Here is a 17,357-nt window from a genome sequence, read left to right as displayed (position 1 = left end):
CCCGCCGCTCGCGGCGGCCGCCCTGCCCCGAGCGGAGGGCTCAGGCGTCGCGCAGGTGGAGGGACGCGACCGCCGCCGTGCTCGCCGCCGCTGCCCAGGCGGCGAGGACCAGCGCCCCGCTGACCGGGCCGAGGACCGGGTCGGCGTCGGGGAGGTAGAGCAGCCGGCCGGCCTGGTCGGGCAGCCAGCGGGCGTGCTCGGTGAGGCCCTCCAGCAGGGGCGACGCGATGAACAGCAGGCCGAGCGCCGCGACGAGCGGGGCGGTGACCGACCGGAGCAGCACGGCCAGGGCGTGCGCGAACAGTCCGACCAGCACGAGGTGGCCGCACGCGCCCGCCACGTCCCGCAGGCCGTCCCCCGTCGGCCGGGCGCCGCCGTCCGCCACGAGCCACGCCGCCGCCAGCCCGGCGGCCAAGGCCACCGCGCTCACGGCCGCCGCGGCCGCGAGGAACGCGGCGGCCTTGCCGGCCGCCACCGCCGTCCGGTCCGGGGTCGCCGTGAGCGTCGTGCGGACCTGGCCCCCCGCGTACTCGCTGCCCGCCGCGAGGACCCCGATGAGCACCGGCCCGGCCTGGAGGAACGGGACGCACCGGAGGACCACCGACACGGCGTCCGCGCCGGTGTCCCCGGCGGCCACGGCCCCGGCCAGGGCCGCCGACACGCCGACCGTGCCCAGCGCGGCCGCGACGGCGGCGGGCAGCGTGCGCAGCTTCGCGGCCTCCGCCGCCGCCGACCTCAGCAGCCGGCCCGCGTACCGCGCCCGGCGAGGACGGCGGCTCACGCGTCGCGCCGGAGGAGGACGGCGGCGGCCACCGCGAGGAGCCCGACCGCCCAGGCGGCCATGACCAGGCCGCCCGTGACCGGCGGCAGGGCGTCCTCCACGGCGATGAGGTCGGCCCGGGCGAACAGCCGCATCCCGGCGAGGTCGGGCAGGAAGCGCGCCAGGGGCGTCACCCGGGTCAGCAGGAACGAGACCGACACCAGGGAGCCGTTGACGATGAGCACGATCAGCGGGATGACGCCGTTGCGGGACAGCACGGTGACCGCCAGCGCGATGAGCGCGGTGAGCGCCCAGTAGAGGCCAGCCCCCAGCATCCGGGACGCGACGCCGACCGCGTCCTCCGCCCCGGGCGCGGCCTCGCCGATGACGGCGTGCGCCGACGCCAGCGACACCGGGAGCGCCACCGCCACCATCGCCCCGACCAGCAGCACGACCGCGATCGCCTTGGCCGCGAGGACCGCCGCCCGGCGCGGGACGGCGGTGAGCGTCGCGGTGACCTGTCGACCGCCCCCGGCGCCGTCGGAGGTGGTCGTGTACTCGCTGCCGAACGCGACGACGCCGAGCACCACCGCGCCGACCGTGCCGAGCGGGGCCGCGGAGAACACCGTTTCGGCGGCGGAGGTGAAGGCGACCGTGTCGGTGCGGCCGGACTCCAGCGCGTCGCGCACGCCGAACGCGTTGATCAGGGTGATCGCCACCGTCCCCAGCACGCCCAGTGCGAAGGCGGCGGACGCGGCCGGGAGGGTCGCCGTCTTGCGCAGCTCGGCGGCGACGGCGCGCGGCAGGCTCATCGCGCCGCTCCCGCCGCGTCGGCACCCGTGAGCTCGAAGAACGCGTCCTCCAGCGTGGGGTACCCGGCGGTGACCGCCCCGATCGGTCCGGCGGTGACGACGCGTCCCCCGGCGATGACCACGAGATCGTCGGCGACCTCCGCCACCTCGTGCATCAGGTGGCTCGACAGCAGCACCGTCCCCCCGGCGTCGGCGTGGCCGCGCAGCAGCCCGCGGATCCACCGGATGCCCTCGGGGTCGAGCCCGTTGACCGGCTCGTCCAGAACCAGCGCCTCGGGTTCGCCCAGCAGCGCCGCCGCCAGACCCAGCCGCTGCCCCATGCCGAGGGAGTAGCGGCCCACGCGGGTCCGGCCCTGCCCGGCGAGGCCGACCTGCTCCAGGACGGCATCGACGCGCCGCCGCGGGATGCCGTTGCTGCAGGCTACCCACGCCAGGTGGTCGCGGGCCCTGCGCGAGCGGTGCGCGCCCGACCCGTCGAGCATGGAGCCGACCGTCCGCAGCGGGTCGCGCAGGCTCCGGTAGGGACGCCCGTTGATGAGCGCGGTGCCGGCGGTGGCCCGGTCCAGGCCGAGGAGGATGCGCAGGGTGGAGGACTTGCCGGCGCCGTTCGGACCGAGGAACCCGGTCACCCGGCCCGGCTCGGCGCGCAGGCTCACGTCCGATAGGACGACGCGGGAGCCGCGTCGCTTGACGAGATGTTCGATGGACAGCATGAGCCCATGTCAGCAGGTCCGGGCCGCGGCGGCATCGGGCTGCGGCCCGGACCCCGGGGGCGGGATCGGGCCACGGTCCCTCCGACCCCGGTCCGATGCCCGCCGCCCGCGCCGCGGATAGACTCCGGCGCGTGCAGAATCCCCGGCCCACCTGGAGCTCCCTCCAGGGGATCACCACCGCCGCGGCGCTGGTCCTCGTCTCCACCCTGATCCTGCTGCTGATGGGAACCCGGGGGCCGACGACGGCCGCCCTGACGGTCGGGATCGCCGCGGCGAGCATCGGCACGTCGGCGTGGGCGCTGCTGCGGTCCCGCGCGCAGCGGCGGAGGTACGAGGACCGGTTGGCGGCGTGGGCGGGCGAGCAGGCGGTGCAGGCCGAGCGGCTGCGCATCGCCCGCGACCTGCACGACCTGGCCTCCCACGGCCTCGGCCTCATCACCGTCCGGGCCGCCGCGGCCGCCTCCGTGGCCGGACCGCGCGGTGAGGCCGAGCGGGCGGCGGCCCTCGCCGACATCGAGCGCGTCAGCCGCGCCACGACCACCGAACTCCGCCGCATGCTCACCGTCCTGCGCACCCCCGGTTCCGATCCGGCCCCGCTGCAGCCCGCCGAGACGCTGGCCGACCTGCCCGCGATCGTCCGGGCCACCCGCGACTCCGGCCTCGACGCCCGTCTCGACCCGCCCGGAACGGCCGGCCTGGACGGCGTGTCGCCCGGGGTGCAGCTCGCCGTCTGCGCTGTCGTGCGCGAAGGGCTGGGCAACGCCGCCCGGCACGCCGGCCCCACCCGGGCGCGGGCGGAGGTGCGCCGCGTGCCCGGGGCCGTCGTCGCCACCGTCCGCGACGACGGCCCCGCCGACGGCTGGGAGCCCCGGCCCGGCGCCGGCCACGGCCTCATGGGCCTGCGCGAGCGCGTCACCGCGCTCGGCGGCACCCTGCACGCGGCGCCGGACGGCCGCGGCTTCACCCTGACGGCCCGCATCCCCGACGAGGCCGCCCCGTGACCGCGCCGCCGGACGGCGCGCCGGTGCGGGTGCTCATCGCCGACGACCAGCCCCTCCTCCGGCACAGCCTCGCCCTGCTCATCGACGCGGCCCCCGACCTCGCGGTGGTGGGGGACGCCGGGACCGGGCACCGGGCGGTGGCCCTCGCCCGCGAGCTGCGGCCCGCGATCGTGCTCATGGACATCCGCATGCCCGGCGGCGACGGCATCGAGGCCACCCGGCGCATCACCGCCGACCCGGACCTGCGGGCGACCCGCGTGCTGGTGCTGAGCATGTTCGAACTCGACGAGTACGTGTACGCGGCGCTGCGCGCCGGGGCGAGCGGCTTCCTGCTGAAGGACGCCCACCCGGACCAGCTGATCGACGCGATCCGCCGCACCCGCGCGGGCGAGTCGCTGTTCACGCCGCGCATCCTGACCCGCCTGGTCGAGCACTACCTGGAGCGGCCGCCCGGCGGCCCCGTGCGCGGCCTCGGCGCCCTGACCGCGCGCGAGGCGGAGGTGCTGGCCCAGGTGGCGCGCGGGCTGTCCAACGACGAGATCGCCGCCGCGCTGACCATCTCGGTGAAGACCGTGAAGACCCACATGGGGAACCTGCTCGCCAAGCTCGGCGCCCGCGACCGCGCGCAGCTCGTCATCGCCGCCTACGAGTCCGGGCTCGTCACCCCCCGCAACCCCGCCGACCCATCGGGCACCCGGGACCCGTAGGCGGGGGTCGGCGGCGGAACGGCACAGCCGGTAGGCCGGCAGGCCGGCCGGAGGGCCGATCGGGCAGCCGAAGGCCCGGAGGGCGACCGAAGCCCAGCGGGCGGCCGGAGGCGCGGCGGGGCGGAGGGCCGTTCCACTCCGGAGCCGGCCGGCCGCCGGTCAGCGGTGCCGCGCGTCCGGCACGTCCGGCACGTCCTTCAGCGAGAGCGACACCCGTTCGCGCACCGGGTCGACGTCGAGCACCCGGGCGGTGATCCGCTGTCCGACCGCGAGCACCTCGGCGGGGTGGCCGATCCGGCGGTGGGACACCTCGGGGAGGTTGATCATCGCCGGACAGCCGCCGAGGTCCACGAAGGTCACGCCGAAGTCGGCGATCGCGGTGACGGTGCCCGCGCGGACCTCGCCCGCGCGCAGGGTCCGCAGCACCGCCCAGGAGCGGTCCTCGGGGGTGGGCTCCGTCCGCCAGCGGGCGCGCAGGACGCCGTCACCGTCGGGCAGAACGGCGGTGAACAACGGGCCGGGGGCGTCGGCGTCGACGGACAGGACGGCGGCGGCGCGGGCACCGGCGATCCGGGCGGCGACCGCCGCGAACCCGGCGGCGTCGAGCACCACCGCGCTGGCGATGCCCCCGTCCGGCCCCTCCCAGAGGATCTCGGCGGGGCCGTCCTCGGGCGGGCCCGCGAGGACGGCGGCGGTGTCGGTGGAGAGCACGTCCGGCCAGACGGACAACCGGGCGCGGGGCGCGAGCCGGGCGCGGAGGGCGTCGAGGGGGCCGCCGCCGATGCGGTGCCAGCGCACGGCGTTGTCGGCGGGGACCTCCTCCAGCAGCCCGGCCCGCCCCATGTCCGCGCACCAGCGGACCCGGGCCCAGAACACGTCGTCGGCGGGCCGCTGCGGGGCGGACGCCCCGGCCGCGTCGAGGTCGGCGTCGTAGGGCGAGGCCGCGAGGCGCTCCGGGAAGAGGCCGAGGGCGCGGGTCCGGGCGACCGCGTCCGGGCACGGCACCGCGGTGCCGACGTAGACGTACTGGTCCCAGCCGACGTGCACGGCGAACCGGTCCGCCACCTCCAGGCGGCACCAGGCCCCGTCCTCGCGGAGCATCCCCCGGACCAGCTCCAGCCCGGCGGCGAGCGGGACCCGCGCCCCGTCGTGGAAGGCGGCGGGGTCGAACGGGGCGGCGCCGGCCCCTTCGGGCGCGCGGCCGCTCCCCGCGAAAATCCCACCCGCGCCGCCGGTTTCCGCCGCCGGGCCCACGGGGTCGTCGGCGGGCGCGGGGGCGGCCTGCGGTTCGCGGATCTCCAGGTGGCCGACCCCGGCCTCGGCGGCGAAGGCCGCGACCGCCTCCAGGTAGGCGGCCTCGACCGGCCCCCGGTCGCCGTCCGTGCCCTCCGGGCCGACGTAGCGGCCGTCCCCGTCGCGGTCGGCGGGGTCGTACTTGGTGATCCGGTACACGTGGACGGGCACACGCCCATCCTCCCGCGCCGACGACCTCCCACGTCCGCCGGCCGGCGCCCCGCCCGCCCGGCGGGCTCGGGGGTCCGGGGGGCTCGGCGGTCCGGGGGCGCGGAAGCGCCCCCACACGCCTGCGCGCCAACGGAAATGGGCACCAGGATGTCAGCCCGCGTTCCCGCCGACGCGGGCCGGCTCCGGCGCCTGGGCGGGTGCGGCGGGCGGGGCGGCGACCGGGGTGAGGCGGCGGAGCCGGTCGGCCGAGTCGGACCCCGGCGCGGCGGTGTGGACGACGATCCGCAGGTCACCGCCCGGCACGGTGAGTACGTCGCAGTCGAGCACCAGCGGCCCCACCTCGGGATGGTCCACCGTCTTGGTGTCGGAGAGGTGCGCGCCGACCGCGTGCGACCGCCACAGGTCGGCGAACCGGGTGCTGCGCCGCCGCAGATCGGCGACGAGGGCGCGCAGCCGCCCGTCGTCCGGGTGGCGCGCCGTCGCGGCGCGCAGGTCGGCCACCACCGCCGCCTCGAAGCTCGCGCCCTGCTCGGGCGTGTGGCGGACCCGTGTCGGCCGTCCGGTGAAGTGCGCCCACGGCACGCTGCGCCCGCGTTCGTCCAGGCCGGCGGGGTCGCCGGTCAGGGCGGCGTACGGCCGGTTCCAGGCGACGAGCGTCCACGCCCGGTCGTAGACGCCGACCGGTGACCCGTCCATCCGGTCCAGCAGCCGCCGCACGCCGCCGGTCAGGTGGTCCGTGCCGCCCTCGGCGGCGGGTTCAAGCCGGCCGGCGAGCAGGAACAGATGCCGCCGCTCGTCGGCGGACAACCGCAGGGCCCGGGCCAGCGCGGTGAGGACCTGCGCCGACGGGGAGGAGGCCCGGCCCTGCTCCAGGCGGACGACGTAGTCGACGGAGACCCCCGCGAGCAGGGCCAGTTCCTCGCGGCGCAGGCCGGCCGTGCGGCGGGCGCGCCCCGCCGGAAGCCCCGCCTCCGCGGGGCCGATGCGGTCGCGCCACGCGCGCAGCGCCCCGCCCAACTCGTTGCGCCGTCCCCCGGCGGTCCCGTTCCCGGCCATGGCCGCATGCTACGCGGCGCGCCCGGCACCCCCTCCCCCTGCCTGGTACCGCCCGTCCCAGGAAGATCCGGGTACTCCCGCTCCCCGCCCCGCGACGCGCACCCTGGCGGGCATGAGAACCGTACTGGTCACCGGTGCCACCCGAGGGCTGGGTCGCGAGACCGCGCGCCGCCTGGCCGCCGCCGGGCACACCGTCCTGGTGGGCGCCCGCGACGCCGGACGCGGGGCCGAGGCGGCCCGCGGCATCGGCCCCGGCGCCCACCCCCTCGTCCTCGACGTCACCAGCGACGACTCCGCGCGGGCGGCCGCCGAACGCGTGCGGGACGCGTTCGGCCGCGTCGACGTCGTGGTCAACAACGCGGGCGTCGTCGGCTCCCGCCGCCCGGTCGGCGAGGTCACGGCCGCGGACCTGCACGCCTGCTTCGACACGAACGTGTTCGGGGCGGTCCGGGTGCTGCGCGCGTTCGCCCCGCTGCTGGAGCGCGGCGACGCCCCCGTGGTCGTCAACGTCAGCAGTGGGCTCGGCTCGCTGGCCGCGGCCACCGACCCGGGGGCGCGGGCCGCGCACGTGCCCGCCTGGCTGCCCGCGCTCGACTACGCGTCGGCCAAGGCGGCCCTCAACATGGTGACCGCCCTGTACGCGCACGCCCACCCGGGGATGCGCGTCAACGCGGTCGACCCCGGCCACACCGCCACCGATCTGAACGGCCACACGGGCGCGCAGACGGTCGAGGAGGGGGCCGAGGTCATCGTGCGCCTGGCGCTGACCGGTCCGGACGGGCCGACCGGCGGCTTCTTCGCGGCGGCGGGTCCGGTCCCGTGGTGACGGCCGCCGCCGCGTCCTCCCCGCCGCACGGCACCCGCCGCGCGGCCACCCGACACGACCCGGCGGCCCGACCCGCCGCCGGGCGGAAGGAGGCACCATGAACGGCGGACGCCGCGCCGAACTCCTGCTGGACATCGCCTGTGTGCAGTCCTACCTCGTCCTCACCCGGTACCTGCGGGCCGCCGAGCGGTTCCGCGCCGAGGGCGGCACCGTGGAGACGGTGTTCCTGCCCTTCCGGTTCCGGCCCGAGGCGGCGCCCGAAGGGGAGCCGCTGTTCGCGACCCACATGCGCGACCGCGGGGAGGCCGCCGCCCGCGAGATCCAGGCCACGACGGACTTCGGCGCAGCGGACGGGCTGCGGGTCGACTTCACCCGCGTGGTCTCCACCAACACCTTCTTCGCCCACCGCCTGGTCGCCCAGGCCGCGGCCCAGGGGCGGGGCGAGGTGATGGCCGAGCGGCTGTTCCGCGCCTACTTCACCGACGGCGTCAACGTGGCCGACCCGGCCGTCCTGACGCGCCTGGCGGCGGAGGCGGGCGTCACCCCGCGCGAGGACGGGACGGCCGACCTGCTCCGCGCCCTGGAGCGGGTTCGGGAGCGCGGATTCACCCCGGCGGACGTCCCGGCCGTCCTCGTCGACGGCGGCCCCACGCTCACCGGCGACCACCCCGAGGAGGCGTACCACCGCGCCCTGGCTGCCTGACCGGGCCCGCTCCCTCCGAACTCCCCTGATCCGCACGGGTGCGGCCGGTCGGCACCGGACGCACCCGTCCAGGGGTGTGAGCGGGGCTCCGCACCTACGAGTCTGCGTCCATGGCTCTGTACCTATCGGTAGGTACACTGGTCGTCATGGACGCGAAGGAGCGGTTGATCGAGAGTGCGCGGGAACTGCTGTGGGAGCGGGGGTATGTGGGGACCAGTCCGAAGGCCGTGCAGCAGCGCGCCGGGGCCGGGCAGGGGAGCATGTACCACCACTTCGACGGGAAGTCCGACCTGGCACGGGCCGCGATCGAGCGCAGCGCGGCGGAGCTGCGCGAACGGGCCGAGGCGGCGTTCGCCGGGCCCGGCACCGCGATCGAGCGGGTGGGCGCCTATCTGCGGCGCGAGCGCGACGCGCTGAAGGGCTGCCCCGTCGGGCGGCTGACCCAGGACCCCGAGGTGATGGCCGACCCTCTGCTGCGCGCACCGGTCGAGGAGACCTTCGCCTGGGTGACCGGGCGTATCGCCGACCTGCTGGCGGAGGGCCGCGCGGCGGGCGAGGTCGACCCCGGCCTCGATCCGGCGGCCGCCGCCGCGGCGCTGGTCGCGGTGGTGCAGGGCGGGTATGTGCTGGCCCGGGCCGCCGGGTCGGCCGAGGCCTACGAGCGCGCGGTCGCGGGCGCCCTGTCCCTCCTCGGCGGCGCGACCCGCTGAAACCGCGCCGCTCCCCTGAGCCCGCGCCGCTCCCCCACCGGATCGGCCGCCGCACGGCCGCCACCATGAGAGGTACCGCCATGTACGTCGACCGCTCCGCCACCCGACCCGGGCCCGCCGACTGGTTCACCGGAACGGTGTGGATGGAGGAGATCGCGGCCGGCGCGCCGCCGTCGCGGGTCCGCGCCTCCACCGTGCGGTTCGCCCCCGGGGCCCGCACCGCCTGGCACTCCCACCCGCTCGGCCAGGTGCTGCACATCACCGAGGGCGTCGGCCGGGTGCAGTGCGCGGGTGGCGCCGTGACCGAGGTCCGGGCCGGGGACACCGTGCACATCGCGCCCGGCGAATCCCACTGGCACGGCGCGGCCCCGGACGCCTTCATGACGCACGTCGCGATCCAGGAGGCAGCCCCGGACGGCACCGCGGCGACGTGGGGCCGCCACGTCGACGATGCCGAGTACGCCGGCGAGGCGCCCGTGCGGGAGCACCTGGCGACGGCCGACCTCGGCGGCGCGGCTCCGGTCGACCGGGTCGAGACCCACCGGATCACGCTGGCCCCCGGGCAGGTGGCGGGCCGCCACACCCACCCCGGCGGCGTCGCCGGCTACGTCACGGCCGGCCGGGTGGCGTTCCAGCTGGAGGGCGGCGCGGTCGAGGAGCTGCGGGCGGGAAGCGCCTTCGTCGAGCCGCCGGGCGCGGTCGTCCTCCGCTTCGACAACCTGGAGCCCGACCGCCCCGCGACGTTCATCGCCTGCTACCCGGTCGCCGGGGGCGAGCCGCTGCTCCGACCGCTCTGAGCCCCGGCCCTGGTGCCGGGGCCGGTGCCGACCCGAACCGGACCGGCGGGCGGCGGCCAGCGGGCCGGCGGGCCGAGACCGCGCCGACCTGCGCCGACGGCACCGCGGAAAAAATATTGAAGAAAGTCGGGTCCGGGTGTCGAGTCCGGGCGGTCCCGTTCGAGGGGGTGGTGACGGGCCGAGACCGCGGCCCCCGCCCGACCCGAGAGGACGTCGCACCATGGCGACCACCACGCAGCCGACCGCCCCGCTGAACACCACCCCGCTGAAGGGCACCCCGCCGAAGACCGCCCGCCGACCGGCCCCGCCGGTGGACCGCCCGATCCACGTCACCCGCTCGCTGCTGGGCTACGGCGTCCTCGCCGGCCCCTTCTTCACGGTCGTGTCGCTGGCCCAGGCGCTCACCCGCGACGGCTTCGACCCCCTCCGGCACCCGTGGAGCCTGCTGGCCAACGGCGGGCCGGGCTGGATCCAGGTGGCGAACTTCGTCCTCACCGGGCTGATGACCGTCGCCGCCGCCGCGGGCCTGCGCCGGGCGCTGAGGGGCGGGCGGGGCGCCGCCGCGGTGCCGCTGCTGGTCGGCGGGTACGGGGTGGGCCTGATCGGGTCGGGCGTCTTCCGCGCCGACCCGGCGATGGGCTTCCCCGCCGGCGCCCCCGAGGTCGCCACCGAGATGACGCTCGCGGGGACCCTGCACTTCGCGGTGGGCGGGATCGGATTCACCTGCCTGATCGCCGCGTGCCTCGTGCTGGCGGGCCGCTTCGGCCGGCAGGGCCGCCGAGGCTGGGCCGCGTACTCCCGGCTGACCGGCGCGCTGTTCGCCGCCGGCTTCCTCGGGATGGCCTCGGGCGCCGCTACCGTTGCCTCGACCCTGGGGTTCGCGGCCGCCGTGACGATCGGCTGGGCCTGGCTCGCGGCGGTCTCGGCCGACCTGTACCGCCGCCGGTACGACCTGATGACCGGTGCGTGACCAGCGGGGCGCGCGGCCGCGCCCCGCCCCACCGCCCCACCGCACCGCCCCTCCCCGCGATCCCGACCTTCCCCACCATCCCTACCGTTCAGGAGAACCCGCCATGCGCTACCTCGTCGTCCTCCAGGCCGCCCAGGCCCGCCACGACGCCCCGCCCGAGCTGATGGAGGCCATCATGCGCCTGGGCGAGGAGGCCACCCGCGCCGGCGTGCTCATCGACACCGCCGGCCTGGCCCCCAGCGCCGCGGGCGCCCGGGTGGAGCTGTCCGGCGGCGCGCTGAGCGTGACCGACGGCCCGTTCACCGAGGCCAAGGAGCTGATCAGCTACACCCTCTTCCAGGTGCGCTCCAAGGAGGAGGCCGTCGAATGGGCCTCGCGCTTCCTGCGGCTGCACCGCGACCTCTGGCAGGGCTGGGAGGGCGAGGCGCAGATCCGCCGGGTCTTCGGGCCCGAGGACGCCGCCCCGCCCGCCTGATCCGCCGACCGGGCTTCCCGGCCCGCCGCGGGAGGTGGTTGGATCGGTGGCCGTGACGGCCACCGATCCCACCCTCGCGACCCACCGCGCCATCGAGTCGATCTGGCGGATGGAGTCCCCGGTGCTCATCGCCGGGCTGGCCCGCGTCGTCCGCGACGTGGGGCTGGCCGAGGAGCTGGCCCAGGACGCCCTGGTGGTCGCCCTGGAGAAGTGGCCGGTCGAGGGCGTCCCGGACAACCCGGCCGCCTGGCTGACCGCCACCGCCAAGCACCGGGCCGTCGACGCCCTCCGCCGCCAGGGCCGCTACCGGGAGAAGCTGGCGGAGCTGGGCCGCGACCAGGAGCGGATGCGGGACACCGGCGAACCCGACCTGGACGCGCTGACCCGCCCGGTCTCCGACGACCTGCTCCGGCTCGTCTTCACCGCCTGCCACCCGGTGCTGACGCCCGAGGCGCGGGTGTCGCTGACGCTGCGGCTGCTGGGCGGGCTCACCACCCACGAGATCGCGCGGGCGTTCCTGGTCGCGGAGCCGACGATCGCCCAGCGCATCGTCCGGGCCAAGCGGACGCTGACCGCGCGGGGGGTCGACTTCGAACTGCCGCCGGCGGCCGAGCTGGCCGACCGGCTCGCGTCCGTGCTCGGCGTGGTCTACCTGGTCTTCAACGAGGGCTACACGGCGACCGCCGGCGACGACTGGACGCGCCCCGCGCTGTGCGAGGAGGCGCTGCGCCTCGGTCGCGTCCTCGCCGGGCTGATGCCGGACGCCCCGGAGGTGCACGGGCTGGTCGCGCTGATGGAGCTCCAGTCCTCCCGGCTGGCGGCGCGCACCGACGCCTCCGGCGCGGCCGTCCTGCTGGCCGACCAGGACCGCCGCCGCTGGGACCGGCTGCTCATCCGGCGCGGCCTCGCCGCCCTGGAGCGGGCCGAGGCGCTCGGCGGCACCTTCGGCCCGTACACGCTCCAGGCCGCGATCGCCGCCTGCCACGCCCGCGCCCTCTCGGTCGCCGAGACCGACTGGGAGCGCGTCGCCCGGCTCTACCTGGTCCTCGGGCACGTGTCGCCGTCGCCGGTGGTCGAGCTGAACCGGGCGGTCGCGGTCGGCATGGCGCGCGGCCCCGCGGAGGGGCTGGCGGTCCTCGACGGGCTCGCCGCCGGCGGCGCGCTCGACGGGTACGCGATGCTGCCGGCCGCCCGCGGCGACCTGCTCGCCCGGCTCGGCCGCGCCGCCGAGTCCCGCGCGGCGTTCGCCCGCGCCGCCGCCCTCACCCGCAACGCGCGCGAGCGGGCCGTGTTCCTGGCCCGCGCGCAGGCCGGCCCCGCCGGTGCGCAGGCCGACGCGGCCGACGGGCCCGGGAGGCGGACCGCCCCGCGCCGTGAGGCCGCCGCCCCGGGCGGCGGCTACCAGTAGTCGGGGGTGGGCAGGGCGCGGGTGAAGTCGCCGGAGCGCAGCGCGTCGGTGGGGATGGACCAGTGCATCCACCCGCCGTCGCCGCCGAGGGACCACTCGTCCTGCCCGGCCAACTGGAGCAGGTGGTGGTAGCGGGTCGGATCGCCGTCGGCGATCATCGGCGAGCCCCCCGTCGGGAACGCGGGCCGTCCGAAGGCGACGTCCTCGGCCTCGATCCGGCCCGGCCACCGCTCCCCGTCGAGCACGCCCAGCACGTGGTGGCCGGGCATGGCGCGGTCCAGGTCGCCGACCCCGGGGCCCGGATCGACGGCGTCCCAGGCCGGGTCGAACGCGTCGGGCAGGCACAGGCCCGGCGCCGCCGCCCAGGGGACCGGCGCGAAGTCGGTGGAGCGGGCGGGGGGCGCGGTCGCGGCGGCGCGGTCCGAGCGCGCCGCCACCACGCGCCCGGTCCGCGGGTCGTGCGGGTCGGGTCCGCGCGCGACGTCGAACGCGCCGGGGTCGCACCGGTCGGAGTCGGTGTCCAGGAAGAAGAAGTTGAGCAGCCCCGTCCCGGCGGGCACGGTGCCGCCGAGCCAGGGGGCCAGCGCGTCGGTGTCGAGGACCGCCAGCAGGCTCAGCGGGAAGCCGTCGCAGGTGGGCCAGGGGGTGCCGGGTTCGAGCAGCGCCCGGCCGCCGAACCGGCTCCGCCCCGCAGCCGCGCCCGGCGCGGCCGGGGTGAGCCCGAAGCCGGGCCGGGCGAGGGCGGTGACCTGCTCCGCGAGGCCCGGGCCGAGGCGTGCGGCGCAGAAGTCGCGCAGGGCGGCGAGCGTGTCCTGTGGGGTTCGGTCCATGGCGGCATCCAACCAGCCGCGCGGCCGGACCTGCGGCGCCGGTCCGGGACCCCCCTCCCCGAACACACTTAGGTAAGGCTATGCTTTCCCGGTGATCAAGGATCGAATCGCGTCCGGACCCCGCGTCGAGGGCCGGGGACTCGTGCTCGGATACGGGCGGAGGACCGTCGTCCACGGCGCCGACCTGCGGCTGGAGGCGGGGCGGGTGACCGCGCTCGTCGGGCCCAACGGCAGCGGCAAGTCGACGCTGCTGCGTGCCCTCGCCCGGCTGCACGACGCCGCCGGGGGCAGCATCGCCGTCGACGGCGACGACGCGCTGCTGATGCGGCGCCGGGACTTCGCCCAGCGGGTCACCCTGCTCTCGCAGAGCAGGTCGGTGCCCAACGGGCTGTCGGTGCGCGACGTGGTCGAGTTCGGCCGCCATCCGCACCGCGGCCGGTGGCGCGCCGCCGACCCCGGCGGCGCCGACGCCGTCGACCGGGCGATGGTGCTCACCGGTGTGCGCGACCTCGCCGAACGGGGCGTGGGCGAGCTGTCGGGCGGGCAGCTCCAGCGGGTCTGGTTCGCCAGCTGCCTCGCGCAGGACACCTCCACCCTGCTCCTGGACGAGCCCACCAACCACCTCGACCTGCGCTACCAGGTGGAGGTGCTGGACCTCGTCTCCGACCTCGCCCGCGAGCACGGGGTGGCCATCGGCCTGGTGCTGCACGACCTCGACCAGGCCGCCGCCGTGGCGGACCGGGTGGTGGTCCTCGCCGAGGGGCGGATCGTCAGCGACGGAACCGCCGCCGAGGCCCTGCGCACCGAGGTGCTGAGCGACGTCTACGGCATCCCCGTCGTCGTGGACACCGATCCGGTCACCGGGCGGCTGCGCACCCGCGCGGTCGGCCGCCACCACCAGAGATGACCGTTCCGATCCCCCGAATCCCCTGAATCCCCCGCTTTCCCCGTTTCCCCGAGAGGACCTCCGAAGACCCATGAACAGCATCCGGACCCGTGCCGCCGCCCTCGCCGGCGCGGCCGCCGTCACGCTCGCCCTCGCCGGCTGCGGCACCACCGAGGAGGCCGCCGACACGGAGGAGGCGGCATCGGGTGAAAGCATCACCGTCACCGACGCGCGGGGCACCGACGTGACCCTCGACGGCCCCGCGACCCGCGTGGTGGGCACCGAGTGGAACGTCGTGGAGAACCTCGTCACCCTCGGCGTCATGCCGGTCGGCGTGGCCGACACCGCCGGATACGCCGAGTACGTGTCGGCGGGCGGCCCCCTCGACGACTCCGTGACCGACATCGGGACCCGCGGCGAGCCGAGCATCGACACCGTCGCCTCGCTGGGCGCCGACCTCATCCTGGCCACCGACGACCTGCCCGAGAACGCCGTCGCCCAGTTGGAGGAGCTGGCCCCGGTCTTCGTCGTGACGTCGGCCGACGCGAGCCGCCAGATCGACCAGATGAAGGAGAACCTGGAGCTGGTCGCCGAGCTGACCGGCACCACCGACGAGGCCGAGCGGGTCATCGGGGAGTACGACGCCGCCGTGGCCGACGGCGCCGCGGCGCTCGCCGAGGCGGGGTTCGACGGGTCGCGCGTCGCCTTCGCTGACGGCCATCTCGCCGACGGCACGGTGTCGTTCCGCCCGTTCGTCGCCGGGTCGCTGCTCGCCGACGTCAACACCGAACTCGGCCTGGTGTCGCCCTGGGAGGTCGAGGGCGACCCCGCCTACGGGCTCGGCGCCACCGACATCGAGGGGATGACCGAGCTCGACGCCGACGCGCTGCTCTACATCGCCCCCGACGACCTGGAGGAGGAGCTCTCCGGCAACGAGGTGTGGAAGTCGCTGTCGTTCGTGGAGTCCGGCGACGTGCACCGCATCACCGACCCCATCTGGATGTTCGGCGGCCCCGGGTCCATGACCCAGTACGTCGACGCGGTCGTCGCGACGCTCGCGGCATGACGACCGGACTCCGCCCCGCGGTGGAGCCCGCCGCCGGGGGGCCGCCGACGCGGCCCTCCGGCCCGGCCGGGCCGCCGCGCGGCAGCGGCGCCGGGGCGGCCGCCGTCGCCGGCGCCGCCCTGATCGCGCTCGTCGGGCTCTGCCTGGTGCACGTCACGCAGGGCACCGCGGGCATGGGCCCCGCCGAGGTGCTGGACGTCCTCGCCGGGCGCGGCTCGGCCCAGGACGCCGCCGTGCTCTCCGACTCGCGCCTGCCCCGGCTGCTGACGGGCCTGTTCGTCGGCGTGGCCCTGGGCGTGGCCGGGGCCGCCCTCCAGTCGGCCACCCGCAACGTCCTCGCCTCCCCCGACACCCTGGCGGTGGACGCGGGGGCGCACCTGGCGATCGTGGCCGTCGCCGCGACCGGGGTGGCGCTGCCCGCCCTGCTGTCGGGCGGCCTCGCCTTCGTCGGCGGGCTCGCGGCGGCCGCCGTCGTCATCGCCCTGTCGGGCGCGGGCGGCCACGGGTCGGGCGGGCCCATCCGGCTGGTCCTCGCGGGGACCGCGCTCGCGCTGGGGCTGCACTCCCTCACCAACGCCCTGATCCTGCTGTTCACCGAGGAGGCCGGCAGCCTGTTCGGCTGGGGCGGCGGCAGCATCGCCCAGACCCGGGCCGAGGAGCCGCTGCGGTTCGCCCCGGTGATCGCGGTGGCGGTCCTCGCCCTGCTGCTGGCGGCCCGCCGCCTGGACCTGCTGGGCCTGGGCGACGACGCCTCGCAGCTGGCGGGCGCCGACCCCCGGCGCACCCGGGTGTTCGCGGTGGTCGTGGCCGTCCTGCTCTCGGCGTCGGCGGTGACCATCGCCGGACCGATCGGCTTCGTGGGGTTGTGCGCCCCGGCCATCGTGCGGCTGCTCGCCTCCCGCGTCCGGGGGCTGGGGCGGCACGCCCGGCTGCTGCCGATCTCCGGCCTGGTCGGGGCGGTGGTGGTCATCGGCTCCGACGTCGCGATCCGGGCCGTGCTCGGCGCCCAGTCGGGCGTGGAGGTGCCGACCGGAACGGTCACCACCGTCGTGGGCGCCGTCTTCCTGGTGGTGATGGCGCTGCGCATGACGGACACCAGCGTCAACGCGCCGGGCGACGCCCTGGCCCGCCTGCGGTCGGGCCGGACGGCGGCGCTCGTCATCGCCGTGCTCGCCGCGGTCCTCCTCGGCCTGGTGGCGGCGGGCGCGCTGCTCGGCGACCGGATGCTGCTGCTGGGCGACCTCGCCAACTGGGTGACCGGGCGGTCCGGGCCGACGGTCACCGCCGTCCTCGACACGCGCATGCCGCGGGTGGTGGCGGCCGTGCTCGCCGGGGCCGCGCTGGCGCTGGCGGGCGCGCTGATCCAGGCGGTGTCGCGCAACTCGCTGGCCGACCCGGGCGTGCTCGGTGTCTCCAGCGGCGGCGGCCTGACCGCGATCCTGGTGCTGACCGCGGCACCGATGGCCGACTCCTGGCTGGTGATGGGCGCGGCGATGGCCGGCGCGGTGCTCACCGCGGTGGCCGTGTTCGGCCTGGCGTTCCGCGGCGGGCTCCGGCAGAACCGGTTGGTGCTCATCGGCATCGCCTTCTCCGCCGGGCTGATGGCGCTGACGACCGTGGTCATCGTCACGACCGACCCCTTCAACCAGGCCAAGGCGCTCACCTGGCTGTCCGGGTCGACCTACGGGCGGTCCTTCGCCTCGGTCGTGCCGCTGCTGGTGGTGGCACTGGCGGCGGTGCCGGTGCTGGCCGCCGCCCGGCGCGAGCTGGACCTGATCGCCGTGGACGACGACCACCCGCGCGTGCTGGGCATCGGGCTGCCGCGCGCCCGGCTGGTGCTGCTCGGGCTGGCCGTGGCGCTGACGGCCGCGGCCGTGTCGGCGGTCGGGGTGGTGGCGTTCGTCGGCCTGGTGGCGCCGCACGCGGCCCGCGGGATGGTGGGGGCGCGGCACACGCGGGTACTGCCCGCGGCGGCCCTGCTGGGGGCCGCGACCGTGGTGCTGGCCGACACGATCGGGCGGACGGTGATCGCCCCGGGCCAGATCCCGGCGGGGATCATGACGGCGCTGGTGGGGGTCCCCTACTTCGCCCTGCTGCTCTGGCGGTCGCGGCCCACGGCGCGGTGAGGCCGCGCGTCCGCCGGATCGCGCCGCCGCGGCGGCGGCGCGATCCA

The 17,357-nt window shown here is 77.3% G+C and carries 18 protein-coding genes; 12 read left to right on the top strand and 6 right to left on the bottom strand.

Annotated elements, in window-relative coordinates; translation table 11 throughout:
- Window positions 1-40 precede the first annotated feature (40 nt).
- The 3 genes from NT8_RS20185 to NT8_RS20175 are packed head-to-tail and all read right to left on the bottom strand — an operon-like array spanning window position 41 to window position 2,285.
- Window positions 41-781, bottom strand: coding sequence for a hypothetical protein (locus NT8_RS20185; RefSeq protein WP_067971943.1), 741 nt, complete (start codon window positions 779-781; stop codon window positions 41-43).
- Window positions 778-1,572 (bottom strand): hypothetical protein, encoded by a 795-nt coding sequence (locus tag NT8_RS20180; protein ID WP_067971941.1) that lies wholly within the window; start codon window positions 1,570-1,572, stop codon window positions 778-780. Before NT8_RS20180 ends, NT8_RS20185 begins: the two co-directional genes overlap by 4 nt.
- Window positions 1,569-2,285: an ABC transporter ATP-binding protein gene (locus tag NT8_RS20175; protein ID WP_067971937.1), complete on the bottom strand. Its 717-nt coding sequence runs from the start codon at window positions 2,283-2,285 to the stop codon at window positions 1,569-1,571. The genes NT8_RS20180 and NT8_RS20175 overlap by 4 nt, the downstream gene beginning before the upstream one ends.
- A 131-nt stretch (window positions 2,286-2,416) precedes the next feature.
- Here NT8_RS20175 and NT8_RS31340 point away from each other — a divergent pair, with 131 nt between their 5' ends.
- A complete protein-coding gene (locus NT8_RS31340) occupies window positions 2,417-3,286 on the top strand; it encodes a sensor histidine kinase (protein WP_281203504.1) in 870 nt (289 codons plus the stop codon).
- A complete protein-coding gene (locus tag NT8_RS20165) occupies window positions 3,283-3,993 on the top strand; it encodes a response regulator (protein ID WP_067971932.1) in 711 nt (236 codons plus the stop codon). The genes NT8_RS31340 and NT8_RS20165 overlap by 4 nt, the downstream gene beginning before the upstream one ends.
- A gap of 159 nt (window positions 3,994-4,152) precedes the next feature.
- Here NT8_RS20165 and NT8_RS20160 read toward each other — a convergent pair whose 3' ends face one another.
- Both NT8_RS20160 and NT8_RS20155 read right to left on the bottom strand, forming a co-directional pair.
- Window positions 4,153-5,457 carry a S1 RNA-binding domain-containing protein gene (locus tag NT8_RS20160; RefSeq protein WP_067971930.1) on the bottom strand — a complete coding sequence of 435 codons (1,305 nt, stop codon included), beginning with the start codon at window positions 5,455-5,457 and terminating at the stop codon, window positions 4,153-4,155.
- 150 nt (window positions 5,458-5,607) lie between these two features.
- On the bottom strand, window positions 5,608-6,513 hold the full coding sequence (locus NT8_RS20155) for a helix-turn-helix domain-containing protein (protein WP_084469122.1): 906 nt from the start codon (window positions 6,511-6,513) through the stop codon (window positions 5,608-5,610).
- A 112-nt stretch (window positions 6,514-6,625) separates the two neighbouring features.
- Between NT8_RS20155 and NT8_RS20150 the strand changes: the two genes are divergently transcribed.
- From NT8_RS20150 to NT8_RS20120, 7 genes are all read left to right on the top strand, one after another.
- Complete coding sequence (locus NT8_RS20150) at window positions 6,626-7,339, top strand: SDR family NAD(P)-dependent oxidoreductase (protein WP_067971927.1); 714 nt, start codon at window positions 6,626-6,628, stop codon at window positions 7,337-7,339.
- A gap of 97 nt (window positions 7,340-7,436) precedes the next feature.
- Entirely contained in the window at window positions 7,437-8,042 is a 606-nt protein-coding gene (locus tag NT8_RS20145) for a DsbA family oxidoreductase (RefSeq protein WP_067971924.1), read from the top strand.
- Between the two features lie 146 nt (window positions 8,043-8,188).
- On the top strand, window positions 8,189-8,752 hold the full coding sequence (locus NT8_RS20140) for a TetR/AcrR family transcriptional regulator (RefSeq protein WP_067971921.1): 564 nt from the start codon (window positions 8,189-8,191) through the stop codon (window positions 8,750-8,752).
- Window positions 8,753-8,817: 65 nt separating this feature from the next.
- Window positions 8,818-9,549, top strand: coding sequence for a (R)-mandelonitrile lyase (locus NT8_RS29990; protein ID WP_217999271.1), 732 nt, complete (start codon window positions 8,818-8,820; stop codon window positions 9,547-9,549).
- A gap of 220 nt (window positions 9,550-9,769) precedes the next feature.
- Window positions 9,770-10,519, top strand: a complete 750-nt coding sequence (locus NT8_RS20130) for a DUF998 domain-containing protein (protein ID WP_084469121.1) — start codon at window positions 9,770-9,772, stop codon at window positions 10,517-10,519.
- Between the two features lie 103 nt (window positions 10,520-10,622).
- Entirely contained in the window at window positions 10,623-10,994 is a 372-nt protein-coding gene (locus NT8_RS20125; RefSeq protein ID WP_067971913.1) for a YciI family protein, read from the top strand.
- A gap of 52 nt (window positions 10,995-11,046) precedes the next feature.
- Window positions 11,047-12,402, top strand: coding sequence for an RNA polymerase sigma factor (locus NT8_RS20120; protein WP_394326591.1), 1,356 nt, complete (start codon window positions 11,047-11,049; stop codon window positions 12,400-12,402).
- Here the strand turns inward: NT8_RS20120 and NT8_RS20115 are convergent.
- Window positions 12,393-13,232, bottom strand: coding sequence for a DUF1963 domain-containing protein (locus tag NT8_RS20115; RefSeq protein WP_067971908.1), 840 nt, complete (start codon window positions 13,230-13,232; stop codon window positions 12,393-12,395). The two genes, NT8_RS20120 and NT8_RS20115, sit on opposite strands and share 10 nt — an antisense overlap.
- Window positions 13,233-13,323: 91 nt before the next feature.
- On the opposite strand from NT8_RS20115, the gene NT8_RS20110 reads away from it, so the two are divergent.
- The 3 genes from NT8_RS20110 (at window position 13,324) to NT8_RS20100 (ending at window position 17,310) form a co-directional block, all read left to right on the top strand.
- Window positions 13,324-14,139, top strand: coding sequence for an ABC transporter ATP-binding protein (locus tag NT8_RS20110; RefSeq protein WP_067971906.1), 816 nt, complete (start codon window positions 13,324-13,326; stop codon window positions 14,137-14,139).
- A 70-nt stretch (window positions 14,140-14,209) separates the two neighbouring features.
- Window positions 14,210-15,184, top strand: a complete 975-nt coding sequence (locus NT8_RS20105; protein WP_067971903.1) for an iron-siderophore ABC transporter substrate-binding protein — start codon at window positions 14,210-14,212, stop codon at window positions 15,182-15,184.
- Window positions 15,181-17,310 (top strand): iron ABC transporter permease, encoded by a 2,130-nt coding sequence (locus NT8_RS20100; protein WP_067971900.1) that lies wholly within the window; start codon window positions 15,181-15,183, stop codon window positions 17,308-17,310. The genes NT8_RS20105 and NT8_RS20100 overlap by 4 nt, the downstream gene beginning before the upstream one ends.
- The last annotated feature ends 47 nt before the right edge of the window (window positions 17,311-17,357 follow it).

Source organism: Nocardiopsis trehalosi NBRC 14201, assembly GCF_001552555.1.
GTDB lineage: Bacteria > Actinomycetota > Actinomycetes > Streptosporangiales > Streptosporangiaceae > Nocardiopsis_B > Nocardiopsis_B trehalosi.
This window is presented reverse-complemented; position numbering and strand designations above follow the sequence as displayed.

What these genes read in the sequence shown, in the direction of transcription:
- NT8_RS20180 (WP_067971941.1), bottom strand. Translation starts at nt 1,572, where the DNA reads ATGAGCCTGCCGCGCGCCGTCGCCGCCGAGCTGCGCAAGACGGCGACC.
- NT8_RS20175 (WP_067971937.1), bottom strand. Translation starts at nt 2,285, where the DNA reads ATGCTGTCCATCGAACATCTCGTCAAGCGACGCGGCTCCCGCGTCGTC.
- NT8_RS20155 (WP_084469122.1), bottom strand. Translation starts at nt 6,513, where the DNA reads ATGGCCGGGAACGGGACCGCCGGGGGACGGCGCAACGAGTTGGGCGGG.
- NT8_RS20150 (WP_067971927.1), top strand. Translation starts at nt 6,626, where the DNA reads ATGAGAACCGTACTGGTCACCGGTGCCACCCGAGGGCTGGGTCGCGAG.
- NT8_RS20145 (WP_067971924.1), top strand. Translation starts at nt 7,437, where the DNA reads ATGAACGGCGGACGCCGCGCCGAACTCCTGCTGGACATCGCCTGTGTG.
- NT8_RS20140 (WP_067971921.1), top strand. Translation starts at nt 8,189, where the DNA reads ATGGACGCGAAGGAGCGGTTGATCGAGAGTGCGCGGGAACTGCTGTGG.
- NT8_RS29990 (WP_217999271.1), top strand. Translation starts at nt 8,818, where the DNA reads ATGAGAGGTACCGCCATGTACGTCGACCGCTCCGCCACCCGACCCGGG.
- NT8_RS20130 (WP_084469121.1), top strand. Translation starts at nt 9,770, where the DNA reads ATGGCGACCACCACGCAGCCGACCGCCCCGCTGAACACCACCCCGCTG.
- NT8_RS20125 (WP_067971913.1), top strand. Translation starts at nt 10,623, where the DNA reads ATGCGCTACCTCGTCGTCCTCCAGGCCGCCCAGGCCCGCCACGACGCC.
- NT8_RS20115 (WP_067971908.1), bottom strand. Translation starts at nt 13,232, where the DNA reads ATGGACCGAACCCCACAGGACACGCTCGCCGCCCTGCGCGACTTCTGC.
- NT8_RS20105 (WP_067971903.1), top strand. Translation starts at nt 14,210, where the DNA reads ATGAACAGCATCCGGACCCGTGCCGCCGCCCTCGCCGGCGCGGCCGCC.
- NT8_RS20100 (WP_067971900.1), top strand. Translation starts at nt 15,181, where the DNA reads ATGACGACCGGACTCCGCCCCGCGGTGGAGCCCGCCGCCGGGGGGCCG.